This window comes from Microvirga sp. P4_A5 (genome assembly GCF_056402495.1).
This window is the reverse complement of record NZ_JBFUHH010000069.1, coordinates 1-15,000: the sequence shown is the minus strand read 5'-3', so window position 1 is coordinate 15,000 and position 15,000 is coordinate 1. Positions and strand designations below refer to the sequence as shown.

Here is a 15,000-nt window from a genome sequence, read left to right as displayed (position 1 = left end):
AGCAGACTTTCCAGTTCCTCGACCTTGCGCCGATAGACGACGGCAAGGTTCGGGTGCACCGACACCTTGTGCACGACCGGCGCCGGGCCCTGCCGCGCCATTAGGCTCGCCTTCTCGGCTTCGAGTTCGGTGAGCCGAGCCTTCATGGCCGGCTGGTACAGGCCGTCTTCGATTGCTCGCAGGATGCCGGYGATCTTGCGCTCGACCGCCGTGAGTTTGCCCGCSAYCTCTGCATGCTGGTTGCCGGACTCGGCGACCAGCCGGTTGAACTCCTGCGTATAGGCGCGGGTGAACTCGGCGACGAGTTCGGGCGTCAAGAGGTTCTGCTTGATGGCCGTCAGGATCCGGTTCTCGAWCTCCCCACGGGMGATCGTGCGGTCATTGCTGCAAACGCCTTTGGCGCGCCGACCCGAGCACGAATAGGTGTCCCGCGTCACGACACTGAAGTTGCCGCCGCAGCAGCCGCAGATCAAAAGTCCGGAGAGCAGGTAGCGACGGCGATGGCTGCGGTTGAGGGCGTGACCCTGCTCATCGCGCTCCATGGCGAAAGTGACAATCTCCTGGCGACGCTTGGCGGCCTGCCAGAGGTCCTCGGAAATGATGCGCAGGTCGGGGACCTGCATGCGCTCCCATCTCTGCGCCGACGTTTCCATTGGAAACCTCCGGCGGAAACATCTGGCAGATATCTTGCGGCGAAGGAAAAGGAGTAACTCAGCGATTCTTGTGCGGAGGCGGCTCGAAGTACTCGAGGTCGCGAACCATCAGCTTATCGAGAACGATGGCGTCGATCCGGTGGGGGTTGAACGTGATGCCATCCGGAGAGTAGAGCGACAGGATTCTTTTGACAAACAAGGTGGCACCCGTCTCAACCAGGCCAGAATTAGGGTTGGTTGTGTGCAGTGGACGAATGCCGGTTGTCTCTTCATAGAGGACCAAAAGGTGGGCGATGAGGTCTTCAAGCCTCACGTCGATATTCGGGCCCCCATGATCATCATTCATCGACACGGAGTGACTTTTGGCGWGTTCCGCAGCTTTCATCGCAGCGTCGGAAAGCCAACCAAGATAAAGTTTGTGGCGAACGACATGGTTTGCGTCCTCCGGCCGCCCGCCCGGAGTCACTATACCTAGTAAGTCCAGCATCTGGTCGCCGCCAGCGTCCAAGGTCTTGGCAGACCGCGACAAGCTCTTAGCTAGAGCGTTGAGATTCTTTGCAATCCGGGAGGGACGCAGGCGCCGCGGACTGGAAAGTGCGCGTTTCGTAGCGATCGCACAATCCTCGACCAACATTCGCAACTCCTCGCTGCAGGAGCCCTGCAGGCGGCCCGGCAGTGTCTCGCGCCACCAGTCGAGAATATGAGCGTCGCAAAAGCCACCTCGCCAAGCAGCATTGGCCTGTTGGCCGGCATTGATTTTCGGATCCTTCGGAGGCGGAGGCTTTTTCTTGGTCATTTTCTCCGAACTCTCTTTTTTGGCGCCCGTGAACAATGGAGGCCGGTCTGGAGGATGAAGTCAGCATCTGCGCGCTGGACAAAGGGAGCACGACGCCGAGGAGAGAACGTGCCCGGTAAAGGCGCTCGTAGATCCGGCGGACCCTCCGGTAGCACTCACATGTCGCCTCCTCCAGACCCGCGCGATTCGTCACGGTGATGCCCCCTCGGCTTTGCTAAATGAGTCTGGCTGTCTGGAGGGTTCGGAGCACGATACTGACCGTCGGGCGATGCACACCCAGCATTTCGCTCAGGAACTCGTGCGTGAGCGGCAAGGTTCGGTTGGACGTGGCTCTTGGGACAGCTATTCAAAGCGCAGCGCTTCGGTGGGTTCTAGGCGAGAGGCTTTATGGGCTGGGTAGAAGCCAAAAACGATACCAACCGCCGAAGCGAATGCGAATGAGAGCGTGATTGATGCGGCACTCACCCGAATGGGCCAACCTGCCAGAAAGCCGATCGCGAACGAGGTTACGATCCCTAGCGCGACGCCGGCAGTTCCGCCCAACATGCAGAGCACGACTGCTTCGACCAGAAACTGAATTCTCACGTCGCGCCGGCGCGCTCCGTGCGCTTGCCGCAAGCCGATCTCCCGGGTCCGCTCGGTGACGGATACAAGCATGATGTTCATGATGCTGATCCCGCCCACAACCAGCGACACAGATGCGATAGCGGCGAGGAGAAACGTTAGCGCTCGAGTTGACGCGACCCGCGCTTCCATTGCGGCCGAGGGCTCCTGGACCTGGAAGTCGTCCTCGGCCTTGGGACTCAGCCGGTGGCGCTGCCGCAGAAGTTGGCCGATCTGCCGACRCGCCTCAGGAATCAACTCGTCCGAGACAATCTTGACAAGGATGAAGTCAACGACCTGACGGCCGATCTTACTTCCGCCGAGCACGCGGAGTTTTGCTGTCGAGAGCGGGATAAGAGCGGTGTCGTCCTGAGAGCGGCCCGATCCGGAATTCTGCCCTTTCGCGCTGAGCACGCCCACGACCGTGAACGGCACATTGGCCATTCGAACCAACCGACCAATGGGGTCCTGATTACCGAACAGGTTGTCGGCAACGACACGGCCAAGGAGGACAGACTTGGCGGCGGTGTCGACCTCTTCGGCAGAAAGCCCGCGTCCCTTCTCGACCCGCCACTCCCGCGCAACCAAGTAGTCGGGCGTCACGCCGCCGACGAGGGTGGACCAGTTGAGATTGCCATGCACTATCTGGGCCGCGCCCGTGACAGTGGGTGCCGACACCACGACTCCCGGCACCTCGCGTCCGATCGCGCTTGCATCTTCCTCGGTCAGACGCTGCCGCGATCCGATGCCGAGGCGTGCGCCCCCGCTGGTGGACGATCCTGGCTGGACCAGCAAAAGATTGGCGCCAAGCGACCTGATCTGCCCGGAGATCTGATCCTGCGCACCACTGCCTATCGCCACCATCACGATCACCGCCGCGACGCCGATTACGATACCGAGGATAGTGAGCGCGCTGCGCAAAAGGTTAGCGCTGATCGCGCGAAAGGCGATGGTAACTGTCTCTGCTGGACTCACGCGCTCACCTCCACCGCCGGACGAGCTTTGTCCTGCGTCACCGGCGCGTCATGCGTGATCCTGCCATCCCGCATCGATATCGCTCGCTCTCCATAGAGGACAACGGCCGGGTTGTGGGTGACGAGAACGATCGTCTTGCCGCCAATGTGCAAGGCCTGAAGCAAAGACATGATCTCGTCGCTCGTGGTGCTGTCGAGGGAGCCGGTCGGCTCATCGGCGAGAATGAGCCGCGGGCCCTTTGCAAGCACGCGAGCGATTGCAACGCGCTGCTGTTCGCCCCCGGAAAGCTGCCCCGGCCAGTGATGCTGACGATCCGCAAGGCCCACATTGTCGAGTGCCTCGATAGCCCGCCGGCGCCGCTCCCCTCCAGAATGCCCGGTGTACGTCAGGGCCAATTCTACATTCTCGAGCGCGGTACTACGACCAAGCAGGTTGAAAGCCTGAAATATGAAGCCGATCTCTCGCGCGCGCAGAAGCGCACGCTCATCATGACCAAGACACCCTGCGTCCCGCCCGGCAAGGACATACCGTCCGAAGGACGGCCGGTCGAGCAGGCCCACCACATTCATCATCGTGGACTTGCCCGATCCGGACGGACCGGTGACGACGACGAACTCACCGGGGTGAATGTCAAGCGTCAACCCGCGCAGCGCCCGCACTGTAGTTTGACCCTGTTCATGGTCCTTGTGGATGTCGAGCAAGTGGATCAAAGGCTCACTCATCAGCCGACCTAGCGAATACTGAAGAAGGGGATTCTATGCGATCGGGATGCCGTGCCAATGATCACTGTCTGTCCCTGTTCGAGCGGGCCCGCCACGACTTCGGTCGCGTTGGTATTATTCCGTCCGAGCTTGACACGAACAGGAGACGCCGCGCCCCTTTCGTCAAGGGTCCAAACCGTTGACGAGTGCCCGCCGTCCGCGCCCCGAGCAGGCGACAAGCCCATCGCTTCTCCGCTGTTGAGAATCCGTCCAGCTTCGTGGGGGGGGGGAACAAAACGTAGCGCCGCATTTGGAATTTTTAGGACATTATCCGCCTGTTCCACGATGATCTGGACCATGGCTGTCATGCCTGGCAGCAGCTTGAGATCCGGGTTAGGGGCCGTCAGGACCGCCGTGTAGGTGATGACGTTCTGGCTCATGCCGGGGGCCTTCCGGATTTGGGTCACCCTGCCACTGAAAGTCCGGGCCGGATAAGCGTCGACCGTGAAATTCGACGCTTGGCCCACATGAACTCGCCCGATATCCGCTTCGTCGATCTTTGCGTGCACTTCCATCTGGCGGAGGTCCTGCGCGATGGTGAAAAGCGTCGGCGCGGAAAGACTCGTGGCCACTGTCTGGCCGCGGTCGATATCCCGCCCGATGATCTCCCCGTCGATGGGCGCACGGATGACTGTGTTGGCAAGGTCGACCTGCGCCAGTTCCAGAACAGCTTCTTGCTGATGGAGTATTTTTTCGGCGAACTCCAGTTGCGCCTCCGCGATCCGCCGGTCGGCTTCGGCAACGAGGATAGCCGATATGCGATTGGCCTGTTCGGCCCTTGCTGCGACGAGCATGGCGGAAGCGGCTTCGAACATCGTCAACGCATCATCGCCGGTCGATTGGGCGACGACGGCGCGGTCCGCCAAAGCGCGCTTGCGGTCGAGATCGCGCTTGGCGCTGTCGGCTTTGGCCTGGGCACTCTGGACGTAGGCCGCGGCTATCATTCGGCCGGTCCGGGCCCCCGTAACGTTCGCTGTTGCCCGATCGAGTGCGGCGTTGCTGAGTGAGACGCGCGCTTTGGCTGCCTCAAGACCGGCCTGGGCTTGCCGAACCCTTGCCGCGAAGGTGCTCGCATCCAGCCGGGCAAGAGTTTGGCCCTTGGTGACGTTGTCATTGAAATCTACCAGCACCTCGGAAACCCGACCAGACAACTGGGAACTCACTTTGACCGTAACGACCGCGACAAGCGTTCCCGTTGCGGAGAGCGTCGTCCGGATGTCGCCCTGCTCGACGGAGGCGACCAGATAGCGGGCATCAGGCGCACTAGCGTGAAAACCTGAAGAACTTGGGTCCGCAGAGCCAGCGAGCATGGCAACCAAAGCGAAGCTCAGGCCCAAAGTGATGTGACTGCGCTTTATCCTGGCGGCCATGAGAATACCGTTGGCCCCTTTTTCTCTCTCCGAAACAGCTCGATTCCCGCGCGCGTGCCGATGGCGCTCTGCCCTCGGAAGGCATTCGCTTAATCGTCGAACGACCTATGGAAGTTCGGGGTCTGGTAGCGAGCATTCGATCGGCTGACCCGCACCTCCCGTGAACGAACCGGTTGCAGGGTCGATGAACTGCGCCAGGAGGCCGTTATTGACAGCATGTTCGCCATTTCCCCCGTCGCCGGGGGCAACGCCGTGTACATCTGTCGATACATTGCCGACCCCGCTGCGGGGTTGCTGAATGAACCCATTCGTCGCGAACCCGCCGTTTAAGTCCGCGGCGGCCGCCGATCGCGAGTGCATTCCCATTGAGCCGCCGTTCATCGCCGCCGAGTCGTAATTCGGGCTGTCGAATTGCGCCACTCCGGAAGCTATTTGCCCCCAGCACTGGTTATAGGGGGCTGACGGCTGCGTTGAGGTCGACTGGGCAAATGCCGGCTCGTCAGAAGCAATAGCCATGCCGACTAAAAAAGAAGCGCTTGCAAGTTTAATAATTCTTGACATGGTCGTTCCCCGCTGGCCGTAAAAGACGATAATCGGAAGTAAGTGCCTGTTACGCTACTATCATTGAGGAAAATTACCGACACATCGGCAGCTGACTCATGGTTTTGCTCACTTGCGAGTGAGCAATCGAGAGCGCGAAATTTGTCGCCAAATACCAGACGACTACATAGCAATTAAAGTTAACGTAATTGTGATCGAGCCGTCAATGTGATCTGATGAGGCACCTCTTTTGAATATCCGCGCTGCAACAGGTAGTCTCGCCGCGCGGATTGCCCGTGCGTTGTTCCGATCAACACACGCTGACGCGTTGTTCCCGGGACAGGCTGGCTCACCTGCGCAGTGGCGTGATGCGCCAGCCCCTCCCGGACCGGTTGCGGCATGGCGCCCGAGTGTATTTGGGCAAGGGCCGTCGTTGAGTCTGCCGCTCGCTGAATGAGGTGGAAGCCATGAAGGAAGAGATCGGCTGTTAGTCGGAAGCCTGACCTACGCGTTGCCTCGGGCTTCGCGTAATTGCGCTCATCCTCGAACGAGGCAGCAAATCTCGAAGGGGCTCGATCGCCACGGCTGCCTCAATGAACAGCGCCTCAGGTTGCGGCCTGAGTCGTGGATGTTGTCCAGCAGCGATGAAGTCCGAGACCACACGCCGGCCGCTGCGCCCGGCATGGGACAGCGCCGCCAGCTCGCGGTCAGGACCTTCGTGACCGCAGCCCTGATGCCTCGTGCGCATCAGAGACGACGAGTTTCACGCCCCGCAGGAATGCCTTGGCCCGCGGCTGTGACGACGCAAATCTTTCCGTTCAAACGGCCGGACATCGCTTACTCCAGTTATGTTCGGGTTGCTCAGGCGAACAGGACAGCCGGGTTCGGGACGTATCGCGCAAGCTTATCACGATCAAGCTCCACGCCGAGCCCAGGCTTCTCGGGAATTTCGAGATAGCCGTCCTCGTCCACTTCAAACGGTTCTGCAAGGATACCGTCCACGTAGGGGCTGCCGCCGATATACTCCACGAGATCCGCATCGGAAAAGGCGGCCGCCATCTGCAGATCGGCCGCAAGACCGAGCGCGGTGTTCCAGCCATGTCCAATATACTTGACCCCAAAATCGGACGCCATCCAGGCGATGCGGCGTTGCTCGCTGATGCCGCCGACCTTGGTGACATCCGGTTGGACGATGTCGAAAGCGCCTCGGCTGAGCCACGGGATGAAGGTTTGCCGCCGCGTCAGAACCTCGCCGCCGGCGATCGGGACCGGGCTGACCCGTCGAAGATGACAGAAATCATCGATAGCATCCGGTTTGACGGCTTCCTCGAACCAGCCAATGTCATAGTCCTTCAGCATCTCGGCGGTCCGCATGGCCCATTTCAATCCGTGCGGCCAGTTCGCATCGCTGGCGCCGGCGTCGACCAGCAGTTTGTTATCCGAACCGGCGGCTTCACGCGCCGAACGAACGATTGCTTCGTCAAGCTTCGAGTCAAGCGCGCGCCCGAACGGACCCCAGCCGATCTTGAAAGCACGAAAGCCTTTCGCGCGATATTCATCCACCACGTCGCGCATGCGTGCAGGCTCCTCCATAAGGAGAGAGCAATAGGGTTGAACGCGCCGACGGTAGGTGCCGCCGAGCAACCGTCCGACAGGCATCCCAGTCGCTTTGCCGAGAATATCCCAGAGAGCGATGTCGATACCGCTGATGGCGTGCGTAAGTGAGCCGCCACGGCCCATCCAGAACGTGTTCTGGTGCAATTTTTCAGAGACCCGCTCCGGCTCGAGTGCATTTTCGCCGGAATAGAGCGGCGCCAGCACTTGAAGGGCGGCTTGAATGAGACGTCCATCCGCGAAGGAGCTGCCATAGCCGGTGATGCCCGCATCTGTGTGGACCGCGATGAGAGCGTGGATGGAATCCTCCGGCCTGATTTCCTGCGACCAGCCACCCTTGGGGCTTTCGCCAAGGAGAGGGGCCGCCTCGATTTTCCTGATTTTGATCGGCGGAAGAGCGGTGCGAGGAGGGTGATCTGCCGGCATGATTGTCCCTGTCTGATGCGATGGAGTCGATTGGAGTTGATCTAAGACTTGTCTCGGGCGTCGCGCTCGGCCTTGCGGCGTTCGATGATGGCGAGGAAATCGAGCGCATGCGTCTGTACGTTAATGTGGTCGTCGATTGCCTGCGTCATGCCGTCGACGTCACCCGACGCGAAGACTCTCGCGAGCTTCCTATGTTCCTCGACGATATCGGTCATGGCCTTCCCCAAGGTGGACAGGCCGACAATGATCGTCAATTGCCGCGACAACATTTCCCAGAGGTCGCAAACGACCTCGTTACCACTAAACTGGCACAAGGCCCGGTGGAAATCCGTGTCGGCGCTCGCGAATCCGTACGCATCCTGGCGGGCGCCCATCAATTCCAGCTCATCGATGTGCCGGTTCAGAATCTGAACGGCCTTGCGATCGTTATGACCAGCAACGATGGCGCGGACGGCTGCGGCCGTCTCAAGTGCGACACGCGCCTCGATGAGGTGGTCGATGCGCTCCTGCGTAACGTTCCGCAAGCGAATTCCCTTGTAGGGCTCGTTCACGACAAGACCTTGGCTCTCCAAGATGCGGAGGGCCTCCCGGACCGGCACGCGACTCACGCCGAGACCTTGTGCAAGATCGGATTCCACAATGCGGTCGCCGGGCAGGATGCGGCTTGAGGCGGCAGCCGCCACTACCTCGTCGATGACCGCATCGACCAGGGTGCGGGGACGTAAGGGTTGCCACCGCGCGTCGGTCGGCAATTCGAAACTCTCCGGCAGCGGCGCTCTTTTGGATCGGGATTTGCTGACGCTCATGAGCCGCTCGAAATTTTCCTGCGGACCGGCCGGGGCACGGTGTGTCGGGTTGTTGCCTCGATTACCAAATTGCCCGGAGAGGCATATCGCAATGGCAGGCATTGACTTTTCGTAAGATCGTATACCATCATACGAAACATAAAACAAGATTACCCGGGGCGGACTGATGAGCGACATCGAAATAAAGAGCCGGATCCGCTGCGAGATCGATTTTGACAAGGATGGACGGCAGGCGGGATACCTACGTGCGCCTCTCTCGCGCAATACATCCGGTTGGGGCACGATCGATATCCCCATCGTATGCGTCAAGAACGGAAGCGGACCGACCGTCCTTTTCACAGGGGGCGTCCACGGCGATGAATACGAGGGCCAGATTGCGGTGTCGCGATTGGCGCAGACATTGCAGGCCTCCGCCATCAAGGGGCGCGTCATCATGCTGCCGGCCATCAATGTTCCGGCCGTGCTCAACGATACGCGACTCTCCCCGATCGACCATCGCGACATGAACCGCTGCTTCCCGGGCAACCCGCGCGGCACATTCTCGGAGATGCTGGCGCATTTCATTGACACCGTGCTGCTGCCGCTGGCCGACGTGTCGATCGACCTTCACACGGCGGGCCATTCGATGGAATCGGCCCTATCGACCAACATGCATTACGTCGACGATCCTGAGTTGCGGGAGCGGACCATGAAAGCCGCCGCGGCTTTTGGCGCACCCTACAATGTGGTGTTCTGGGGCGTGGATGAAGGTGCAACCCTGACGTCATCCGTAGAGCGACGCGGGATCCTTTCAGTCGGCACGGAACTGGGTGGCTGGGGGCGGGTGCATGTGGAAGGCGTTCGGATCGGCAAACGCGGTCTCGACAACATCCTCAAGCATCTGGGGATCATGGAAGGCGAAGCGGATACGGCGCAACGCGATGGATCGCCGGCGACACGGCACATGATGGTCCGCGATCCAAAATGTTACCTCTTCGCCCCTGCCGGCGGGGTGTTCGAACCCTGCCATCTCGCCGCAGAATCCGTGGGTGACAACCAGGTCGCGGGTTTTCTACACTTCGTCGAGGATGTCGACAGGCCCCCCATCGAACTGCGCTATCCGCGGGGCGGGGTGCTGTGGATGGCGTCCGGACCTGGGCGGGTCCAGCGCGGCGATGTGGTCGCCGTGGTGATGAACGACTACGACGAAGCGTCGGCATCCGCGTCGGAGCCGGCTATCGCGTAAGCAGGCCATGCATCGAGGATCGACATTGTCCGTCATGACAAGGTGCAAGCCAGGACTTCCGACCGAACCGGCCTTGCGCCACCAGATGGAGGATCACATGAAACGATGGTATGATTTCAGGACTGCGGCTCTTGGCGCGGCTGTTCTGCTAGCCGCGTCGGGAAGCGCATTCGCGCAGACGAAGGGCGGAGACGTCGTCATTGGATTAACGCAAGCGCCGCCTTCGCTGGATGCTCAAGTGACATCCGCACAGGCTGCGCGAAACATCACGCTTCAGATCTATGAAACCCTCTACGCTCGTGACGAGAATGCGAAGCCCGTCCCCGAGCTCTCGGAAGACGTCAAGATCTCGGCGGACGGCAAGACCTATGTGTTCCCCATCCGCAAGGGCGTCAAATTCCACAACGGCAAGGAGCTCGATGCGAAGGACGTCGTCGCCTCCCTCGAGCGATACCGCAAGGTGGGAGCTTCCTCCCCGCTTCTGAGTGCTGTCGAGACGGTGACCGAGACTGGACCGCTTGAAGTCACCATCAAACTGAAGGATATCCAGTCGACCTTCCTCGATAATCTGTCGTCGCCCCGCGCGCCGATCGCGATCTATCCCGCGGAGGAAGCGGCAAAGCCTGCGAACCAGATCAACTTCATCGGCACGGGACCATTCCGCTTTGTGGAATACAAGCCCGACAGCCATGTGAAAATCGCTCGCTTCGGTGACTACGTGCCGAACCCGAAGGGAACGGGCAGGGACGGTCTCGCAGGCAAGAAGGAGGTGTTTCTGGACACCGTGACGTTCAGGTTCATGCCTGAGGCAGGCGCGCGCAGTGCGGCCTTCGAAGCCGGCGAAGTCCAGCTTCTCGAAACCGTCGAGGGCGCCACGGCGAAACGTCTGGAAGGCAACAAGCAGTATGTCATCTACAAGGTGCTTCCTTTCGCCTTCCAGGTGATCAAGTTCAACCACGCTCAGCCGCCGACTAGCGACGTGAATTTCCGTCTCGCGGTTCAGGCGGCGCTCGACATGGAGGAGATCATGGCGATCTCCTATCCGGACATCAACCAGATCGACGGCGCCTGGCTTTATCCCGGCGCTCCGTTCTACACCAAGACTGGAACCGAGAAGTACAACCAGTCAGATCTGAACGCTGCGAAAGCGCTGCTGGGGAAGTCGGGCTACAAGGGCGAAAGGCTGACCTTCATCGTCGATAACCTACGCGCCAACACCGACACCGCGACTGTCGTTCAGCAGCGTCTGAAGGATATCGGGATCAATGTGGAACTCTCGGTGGCTGACTGGCCGACCGTGTCGAAGATCGGCTTCACGCCGAATGGCTGGCAGTTCTGGGCGCACGGCTATGGCATCGAACCTTATGAGGGACCCGCCTCGGTGATGGCGCCCTGGGTGAACGGAACCTCGCAGCTCAAGAAGGACGACAAGATCGACAGCCTTTATGCCACGCTCACGTCCACGATGGACGAGGGAAAGCGCAAGGAGATCTTCGTCGAGTTCCAGAAGCACATGTATGACAACGCGGTTGCCATGAAGGCCGGCAATTACGGCCTCTTCCAGGTGGCGACTGCGAAGCTCAAGAATTTCAAGCCCTACCGCATCCCACGGATGTGGGGCGTCTGGCTTGAGAAATAGCAAACACCTGTCGGCGGGATTCTCGTCCCGCCGATCTCCGCCAAGGGAGCCGTAATGTCGAGATTTCTAGCAAAACGGCTTGCCGGCGCGTTAATTGTCCTCGTCCTGGTCTCGCTCATGTCATTTGCGATCATCTGGCTCGTTCCAGGCGATCCGACCGCGGCGTTCCTTGATACGAGCGCGACCCCTGAGCAGGTCGAGCGCCTTCGCCGTGAGCTCGGCCTCGACCGTCCCATGGCGATGCAGATGCTCGACTGGTACGGGCGCATCATCCGGGGCGATCTCGGCCATTCCATCTTGCTCAACCGCAGCGTCACGGCTGCTATCGTCGAACGTCTGCCCGTCACGTTGTCCCTCGCTGGACTGGCGCTTGTCCTCGCGCTCGCGCTTGGCGTGCTGGCAGGAATCATCGCGGCCGTGAACCACAATCGCTGGCCCGATCAGGTGGTCATGACGGCGGCGTTGTTCGGGCTGTCCGTTCCCGATTTTTGGCTCGGCATCATGCTGATCCTGCTTTTCGCCGTGAAACTCGGATTCTTTCCCACCGGAGGTTACGTGCCCTTTAGTGAAGATCCCGTCGGCTGGGCCGGTACGATCATCATGCCCGCTCTGACTCTCGCGATCATCCAGGTCGGGTTCGTCGCCCGGATGACCCGTGCCTCGATGCTCGAAATTCTCAATCAGGATTTCATCCGCACTGCCGACGCCAAGGGTCTGAAGCGAACCGAGATCATGTTCCGCCATGGCCTGCCAAACGCATTGATCCCTGTTTTGACGGTCGCTGGCATCGTTGCGGGCGCCTTGCTGGGCGGCGCGGTCATCATCGAACAGGTCTTCTCGATCCCCGGTGTCGGCCGTTTGATCATCGGCGGGATCTTGTCCCGTGATTACCCTGTCATCCAAGGTGGGTTGCTTTTTCTCGCCGTCATCTATCTGACCGTCAATCTTGCGGTTGATATCCTTTACGCGGTCGCCGATCCGAGGGTTCGCCTCGAATGACCCTCGTGTTCCCGAAGACGGAGCCGGCCACACGCGGCCCGACCATGATGATCCTCGTGCGACTCCTGCAGAGTCGCTCGTTCCTCATGGGCGCCGTGCTCGTTCTGGCGATTGCGCTCGTGGCGGTGTTTGCCGATGTGCTTTCGCCCTTCGATCCTCTCCGCAACAGTTTCCGCACGCGCTTGCGTCCGCCGGACGCGACCTACTGGTTTGGAACCGACCATTTCGGCCGGGACATTCTCTCCCGAGTGCTTCACGGCGCGCGGATCTCCCTCATCATCGGTCTCATGACGGCGGCGTTGACCGGCGTCGCCGGCACGATCATCGGGGCGACCGCCGGGTTCTTCCCAGCTCTGGATAACCCGATCATGCGCCTGATGGATGCCCTGATGGCTTTTCCGGCCATCGTGCTCGCCATCGCGGTGGCGGCGGTTCTTGGCGCATCAGTGGTCAACGTCATCATTGCGTTGTCCATCGCCACTATGCCCCATACGGCCCGGATCGTCCGCGCATCCGTGCTGGTGGTGCGCGAACGGGAATTCATCGAGGCGGCAAGGGCGCTCGGCGCGTCCGAACTGAGGGTGTTGTGCCGCCATGTGCTGCCTAATGCCTTCGGACCGCTGATCGTTCGGCTCACCTACGTCTTCGCCACCGCTATCCTCGCCGAGGCGGCTTTGTCTTTCATCGGGGTCGGTCCGCCGCCTCCCGCGCCGTCTTTCGGGAGCATCATCGCTCAAGGGCGAGACTTCATCACGGAAGCGCCTTGGATCACCATCTTCCCTGGCCTTGCGATCATCGTGTCGGTCCTCGGCCTGAACTTGCTCGGCGATGGACTTCGTGACGTGCTCGACCCACGGATGAGGACGTGATGATGGCCCACGACGTGCAGCGGCCGATCCTGGCGGTCCGTGGTCTGACGACGGCCCTCGCGCGTTCGCGCGCGACCATTCTGGAGAATATCTCCTTCACCATCGCGCCAGGAGAAGTCCTTGGCGTGGTCGGAGAATCCGGCAGCGGCAAAAGTATGCTCGCGCTGTCGGTGATGGGGCTGCTGCCGAGTGCGGTACGGCAGACGGACGGAAGCGTCGTACTCGACGGGGACGCGTTGACCTCGCGATCGCCGGATCACTGGCGCGAGAAGCGGGGCCGCGACCTCGCCATGATCTTTCAGGAACCCATGACCGCGCTCAATCCGGTTATGCGGGTAGGCAACCAGGTGGTGGAAGTTTTGCGTCGCCGCCGCGGTTTGTCGGCGTTCGAAGCTCGCCAGGAGGCGCTGAGCCTCTTCCGTCTCGTCGAGATCCCGTCGCCCGAGAGACGCCTCGCGGCCTATCCCTATGAATTGTCCGGTGGCATGCGCCAGCGGGTGATGATCGCGATCGCCCTCGCGGCCGATCCCAAGGTTCTCATCGCTGATGAGCCGACGACGGCGCTTGACGTCACCGTTCAGGCACAGATCCTCGACCTGTTACGGAAGTTGCGGCGCGAACGGGGGCTCGCACTCTTGTTCATCACGCACGATCTCGGGGTCATCGCTGAAATCGCAGACCGTGTCATGGTCCTGTACGCAGGCCGAATCGCCGAGATCGCACCCGTGCGTTCAATTTTCGATGACCCCCAACATCCGTACACGCAGGCGCTGCTCGCCTCGATCCCAGACATGAAGGGGCCACGCGGTCGCCTTGTGACGATCGAAGGCTGGGTGCCTGCCGTCGGTCAGATGCTGGAAGCCTGCCGTTTCTCGCCTCGTTGTCCTTATCGTCGGGACATCTGCGTTCAGGAGCGACCGTTGCTGGGCGCTGTGTCGGGGGATCAGGCAGCGGCCTGCCTGCGGCCTTTCGGCTATCAACAACCGCTAGAGGAGGCTGTTGCATGAAGATGGAAACGGCCATCGAAGCGAAGGGCCTGACGAAGGTCTTCGGTGCCCGCGGCAGTGTTTTCGGGAGCAAGACGGGCGGCGCACGCGCGGTCGATGGCGTTGATCTTGCTGTGAGATCCGGCGAGACCCTAGGCCTCGTGGGTGAATCCGGCTGCGGCAAATCCACGACGGGACGGCTTCTCCTCCGCCTCATCGAGCCGACCGCGGGATCCGTGTCGTTCAACGGCAGGGATCTGACCGAACTGACCAAGGCGGAGCTGCGYCAAAGTCGCAAAGAGATGCAGATCATCTTCCAGGATCCGTACGGGTCGCTCAATCCCCGCATGACTGTCGGCGATGYAATCTCCGAAGCCTACGTCATTCACGGGATCGGCGACCGAGGGTCCCGAGCCAAGTCGGTTCTGGAGATGCTGGACCTTGTTGGTCTGCCGCGATCCGCAGCGGAGCGCTACCCCCATGAGTTCTCCGGCGGCCAGCGGCAGCGGGTCGGTATCGCGCGGGCCCTTGCCTTGCGGCCCAGCTTCGTGGTTTGCGACGAAGCGGTGTCGGCGCTCGACGTCTCGGTTCAGGCGCAGATCATCAACCTGCTGCAGGATCTCCAGCGGGAGCTGAAGCTGACCTATCTGTTCATTTCGCACAATCTCTCGGTCGTGCGCCACATCTCCGATCGCGTTGCCGTCATGTATCTCGGCCGCATTGTCGAGATCGCAGGAT

At 60.9% G+C, this 15,000-nt stretch carries 15 protein-coding genes (1 of these 15 only partly in view); 6 read left to right on the top strand and 9 right to left on the bottom strand.

The genetic code is table 11. The annotated features are described in order from the left end of the window. The 9 genes from AC1DVM_RS16345 to AC1DVM_RS16305 form a co-directional block, all read right to left on the bottom strand. Nucleotides 1-542, bottom strand: partial view of a recombinase zinc ribbon domain-containing protein gene (locus AC1DVM_RS16345; RefSeq protein ID WP_477255998.1) — the 5' portion only. It extends 247 nt beyond the left edge of the window; 542 of the gene's 789 nt are visible here — the first part of the coding sequence; its start codon is at nucleotides 540-542; its stop codon lies beyond the left edge, outside the window. 169 nt (nucleotides 543-711) lie between these two features. After that, nucleotides 712-1,449, bottom strand: coding sequence for a hypothetical protein (locus AC1DVM_RS16340; protein WP_477255990.1), 738 nt, complete (start codon nucleotides 1,447-1,449; stop codon nucleotides 712-714). Nucleotides 1,450-1,663: 214 nt separating this feature from the next. Beyond that, on the bottom strand, nucleotides 1,664-1,732 hold the full coding sequence (locus AC1DVM_RS16335) for a hypothetical protein (protein WP_477255996.1): 69 nt from the start codon (nucleotides 1,730-1,732) through the stop codon (nucleotides 1,664-1,666). A 59-nt stretch (nucleotides 1,733-1,791) separates the two neighbouring features. Further along, nucleotides 1,792-3,027 (bottom strand): ABC transporter permease, encoded by a 1,236-nt coding sequence (locus tag AC1DVM_RS16330; RefSeq protein ID WP_477255988.1) that lies wholly within the window; start codon nucleotides 3,025-3,027, stop codon nucleotides 1,792-1,794. Next, the gene (locus tag AC1DVM_RS16325) at nucleotides 3,024-3,749 is read right to left on the bottom strand and encodes an ABC transporter ATP-binding protein (protein WP_477255986.1); all 726 of its coding nucleotides are present in this window, start codon (nucleotides 3,747-3,749) and stop codon (nucleotides 3,024-3,026) included. Before AC1DVM_RS16325 ends, AC1DVM_RS16330 begins: the two co-directional genes overlap by 4 nt. Before the next feature lie 8 nt (nucleotides 3,750-3,757). After that, entirely contained in the window at nucleotides 3,758-5,158 is a 1,401-nt protein-coding gene (locus tag AC1DVM_RS16320; RefSeq protein ID WP_477255984.1) for an efflux RND transporter periplasmic adaptor subunit, read from the bottom strand. Nucleotides 5,159-5,263: 105 nt separating this feature from the next. Then, complete coding sequence (locus AC1DVM_RS16315) at nucleotides 5,264-5,719, bottom strand: hypothetical protein (protein WP_477255982.1); 456 nt, start codon at nucleotides 5,717-5,719, stop codon at nucleotides 5,264-5,266. Nucleotides 5,720-6,559: 840 nt separating this feature from the next. After that, the gene (locus AC1DVM_RS16310) at nucleotides 6,560-7,738 is read right to left on the bottom strand and encodes a mandelate racemase/muconate lactonizing enzyme family protein (protein ID WP_477255980.1); all 1,179 of its coding nucleotides are present in this window, start codon (nucleotides 7,736-7,738) and stop codon (nucleotides 6,560-6,562) included. 41 nt (nucleotides 7,739-7,779) lie between these two features. Beyond that, entirely contained in the window at nucleotides 7,780-8,544 is a 765-nt protein-coding gene (locus tag AC1DVM_RS16305; protein WP_477255978.1) for a GntR family transcriptional regulator, read from the bottom strand. 166 nt (nucleotides 8,545-8,710) lie between these two features. Between AC1DVM_RS16305 and AC1DVM_RS16300 the strand changes: the two genes are divergently transcribed. The 6 genes from AC1DVM_RS16300 to AC1DVM_RS16275 form a co-directional block, all read left to right on the top strand. Then, the gene (locus AC1DVM_RS16300) at nucleotides 8,711-9,769 is read left to right on the top strand and encodes a succinylglutamate desuccinylase/aspartoacylase family protein (RefSeq protein WP_477255976.1); all 1,059 of its coding nucleotides are present in this window, start codon (nucleotides 8,711-8,713) and stop codon (nucleotides 9,767-9,769) included. Between the two features lie 97 nt (nucleotides 9,770-9,866). Continuing rightward, on the top strand, nucleotides 9,867-11,408 hold the full coding sequence (locus AC1DVM_RS16295) for an ABC transporter substrate-binding protein (RefSeq protein ID WP_477255974.1): 1,542 nt from the start codon (nucleotides 9,867-9,869) through the stop codon (nucleotides 11,406-11,408). 54 nt (nucleotides 11,409-11,462) lie between these two features. Then, nucleotides 11,463-12,407 (top strand): ABC transporter permease, encoded by a 945-nt coding sequence (locus tag AC1DVM_RS16290; RefSeq protein ID WP_477255972.1) that lies wholly within the window; start codon nucleotides 11,463-11,465, stop codon nucleotides 12,405-12,407. Continuing rightward, nucleotides 12,404-13,276 carry an ABC transporter permease gene (locus tag AC1DVM_RS16285; RefSeq protein ID WP_477255970.1) on the top strand — a complete coding sequence of 291 codons (873 nt, stop codon included), beginning with the start codon at nucleotides 12,404-12,406 and terminating at the stop codon, nucleotides 13,274-13,276. Before AC1DVM_RS16290 ends, AC1DVM_RS16285 begins: the two co-directional genes overlap by 4 nt. After that, nucleotides 13,276-14,283 carry an ABC transporter ATP-binding protein gene (locus AC1DVM_RS16280; RefSeq protein WP_477255968.1) on the top strand — a complete coding sequence of 336 codons (1,008 nt, stop codon included), beginning with the start codon at nucleotides 13,276-13,278 and terminating at the stop codon, nucleotides 14,281-14,283. Before AC1DVM_RS16285 ends, AC1DVM_RS16280 begins: the two co-directional genes overlap by 1 nt. After that, the coding region (locus tag AC1DVM_RS16275; RefSeq protein WP_477255967.1) for an ABC transporter ATP-binding protein at nucleotides 14,280-15,000 on the top strand (721 nt) is incomplete at its 3' end. The genes AC1DVM_RS16280 and AC1DVM_RS16275, both read left to right, overlap by 4 nt.

What these genes read in the sequence shown, in the direction of transcription:
- AC1DVM_RS16325 (WP_477255986.1), bottom strand. Translation starts at nt 3,749, where the DNA reads ATGAGTGAGCCTTTGATCCACTTGCTCGACATCCACAAGGACCATGAA.
- AC1DVM_RS16320 (WP_477255984.1), bottom strand. Translation starts at nt 5,158, where the DNA reads ATGGCCGCCAGGATAAAGCGCAGTCACATCACTTTGGGCCTGAGCTTC.
- AC1DVM_RS16315 (WP_477255982.1), bottom strand. Translation starts at nt 5,719, where the DNA reads ATGTCAAGAATTATTAAACTTGCAAGCGCTTCTTTTTTAGTCGGCATG.
- AC1DVM_RS16310 (WP_477255980.1), bottom strand. Translation starts at nt 7,738, where the DNA reads ATGCCGGCAGATCACCCTCCTCGCACCGCTCTTCCGCCGATCAAAATC.
- AC1DVM_RS16305 (WP_477255978.1), bottom strand. Translation starts at nt 8,544, where the DNA reads ATGAGCGTCAGCAAATCCCGATCCAAAAGAGCGCCGCTGCCGGAGAGT.
- AC1DVM_RS16300 (WP_477255976.1), top strand. Translation starts at nt 8,711, where the DNA reads ATGAGCGACATCGAAATAAAGAGCCGGATCCGCTGCGAGATCGATTTT.
- AC1DVM_RS16295 (WP_477255974.1), top strand. Translation starts at nt 9,867, where the DNA reads ATGAAACGATGGTATGATTTCAGGACTGCGGCTCTTGGCGCGGCTGTT.
- AC1DVM_RS16290 (WP_477255972.1), top strand. Translation starts at nt 11,463, where the DNA reads ATGTCGAGATTTCTAGCAAAACGGCTTGCCGGCGCGTTAATTGTCCTC.
- AC1DVM_RS16285 (WP_477255970.1), top strand. Translation starts at nt 12,404, where the DNA reads ATGACCCTCGTGTTCCCGAAGACGGAGCCGGCCACACGCGGCCCGACC.
- AC1DVM_RS16280 (WP_477255968.1), top strand. Translation starts at nt 13,276, where the DNA reads ATGATGGCCCACGACGTGCAGCGGCCGATCCTGGCGGTCCGTGGTCTG.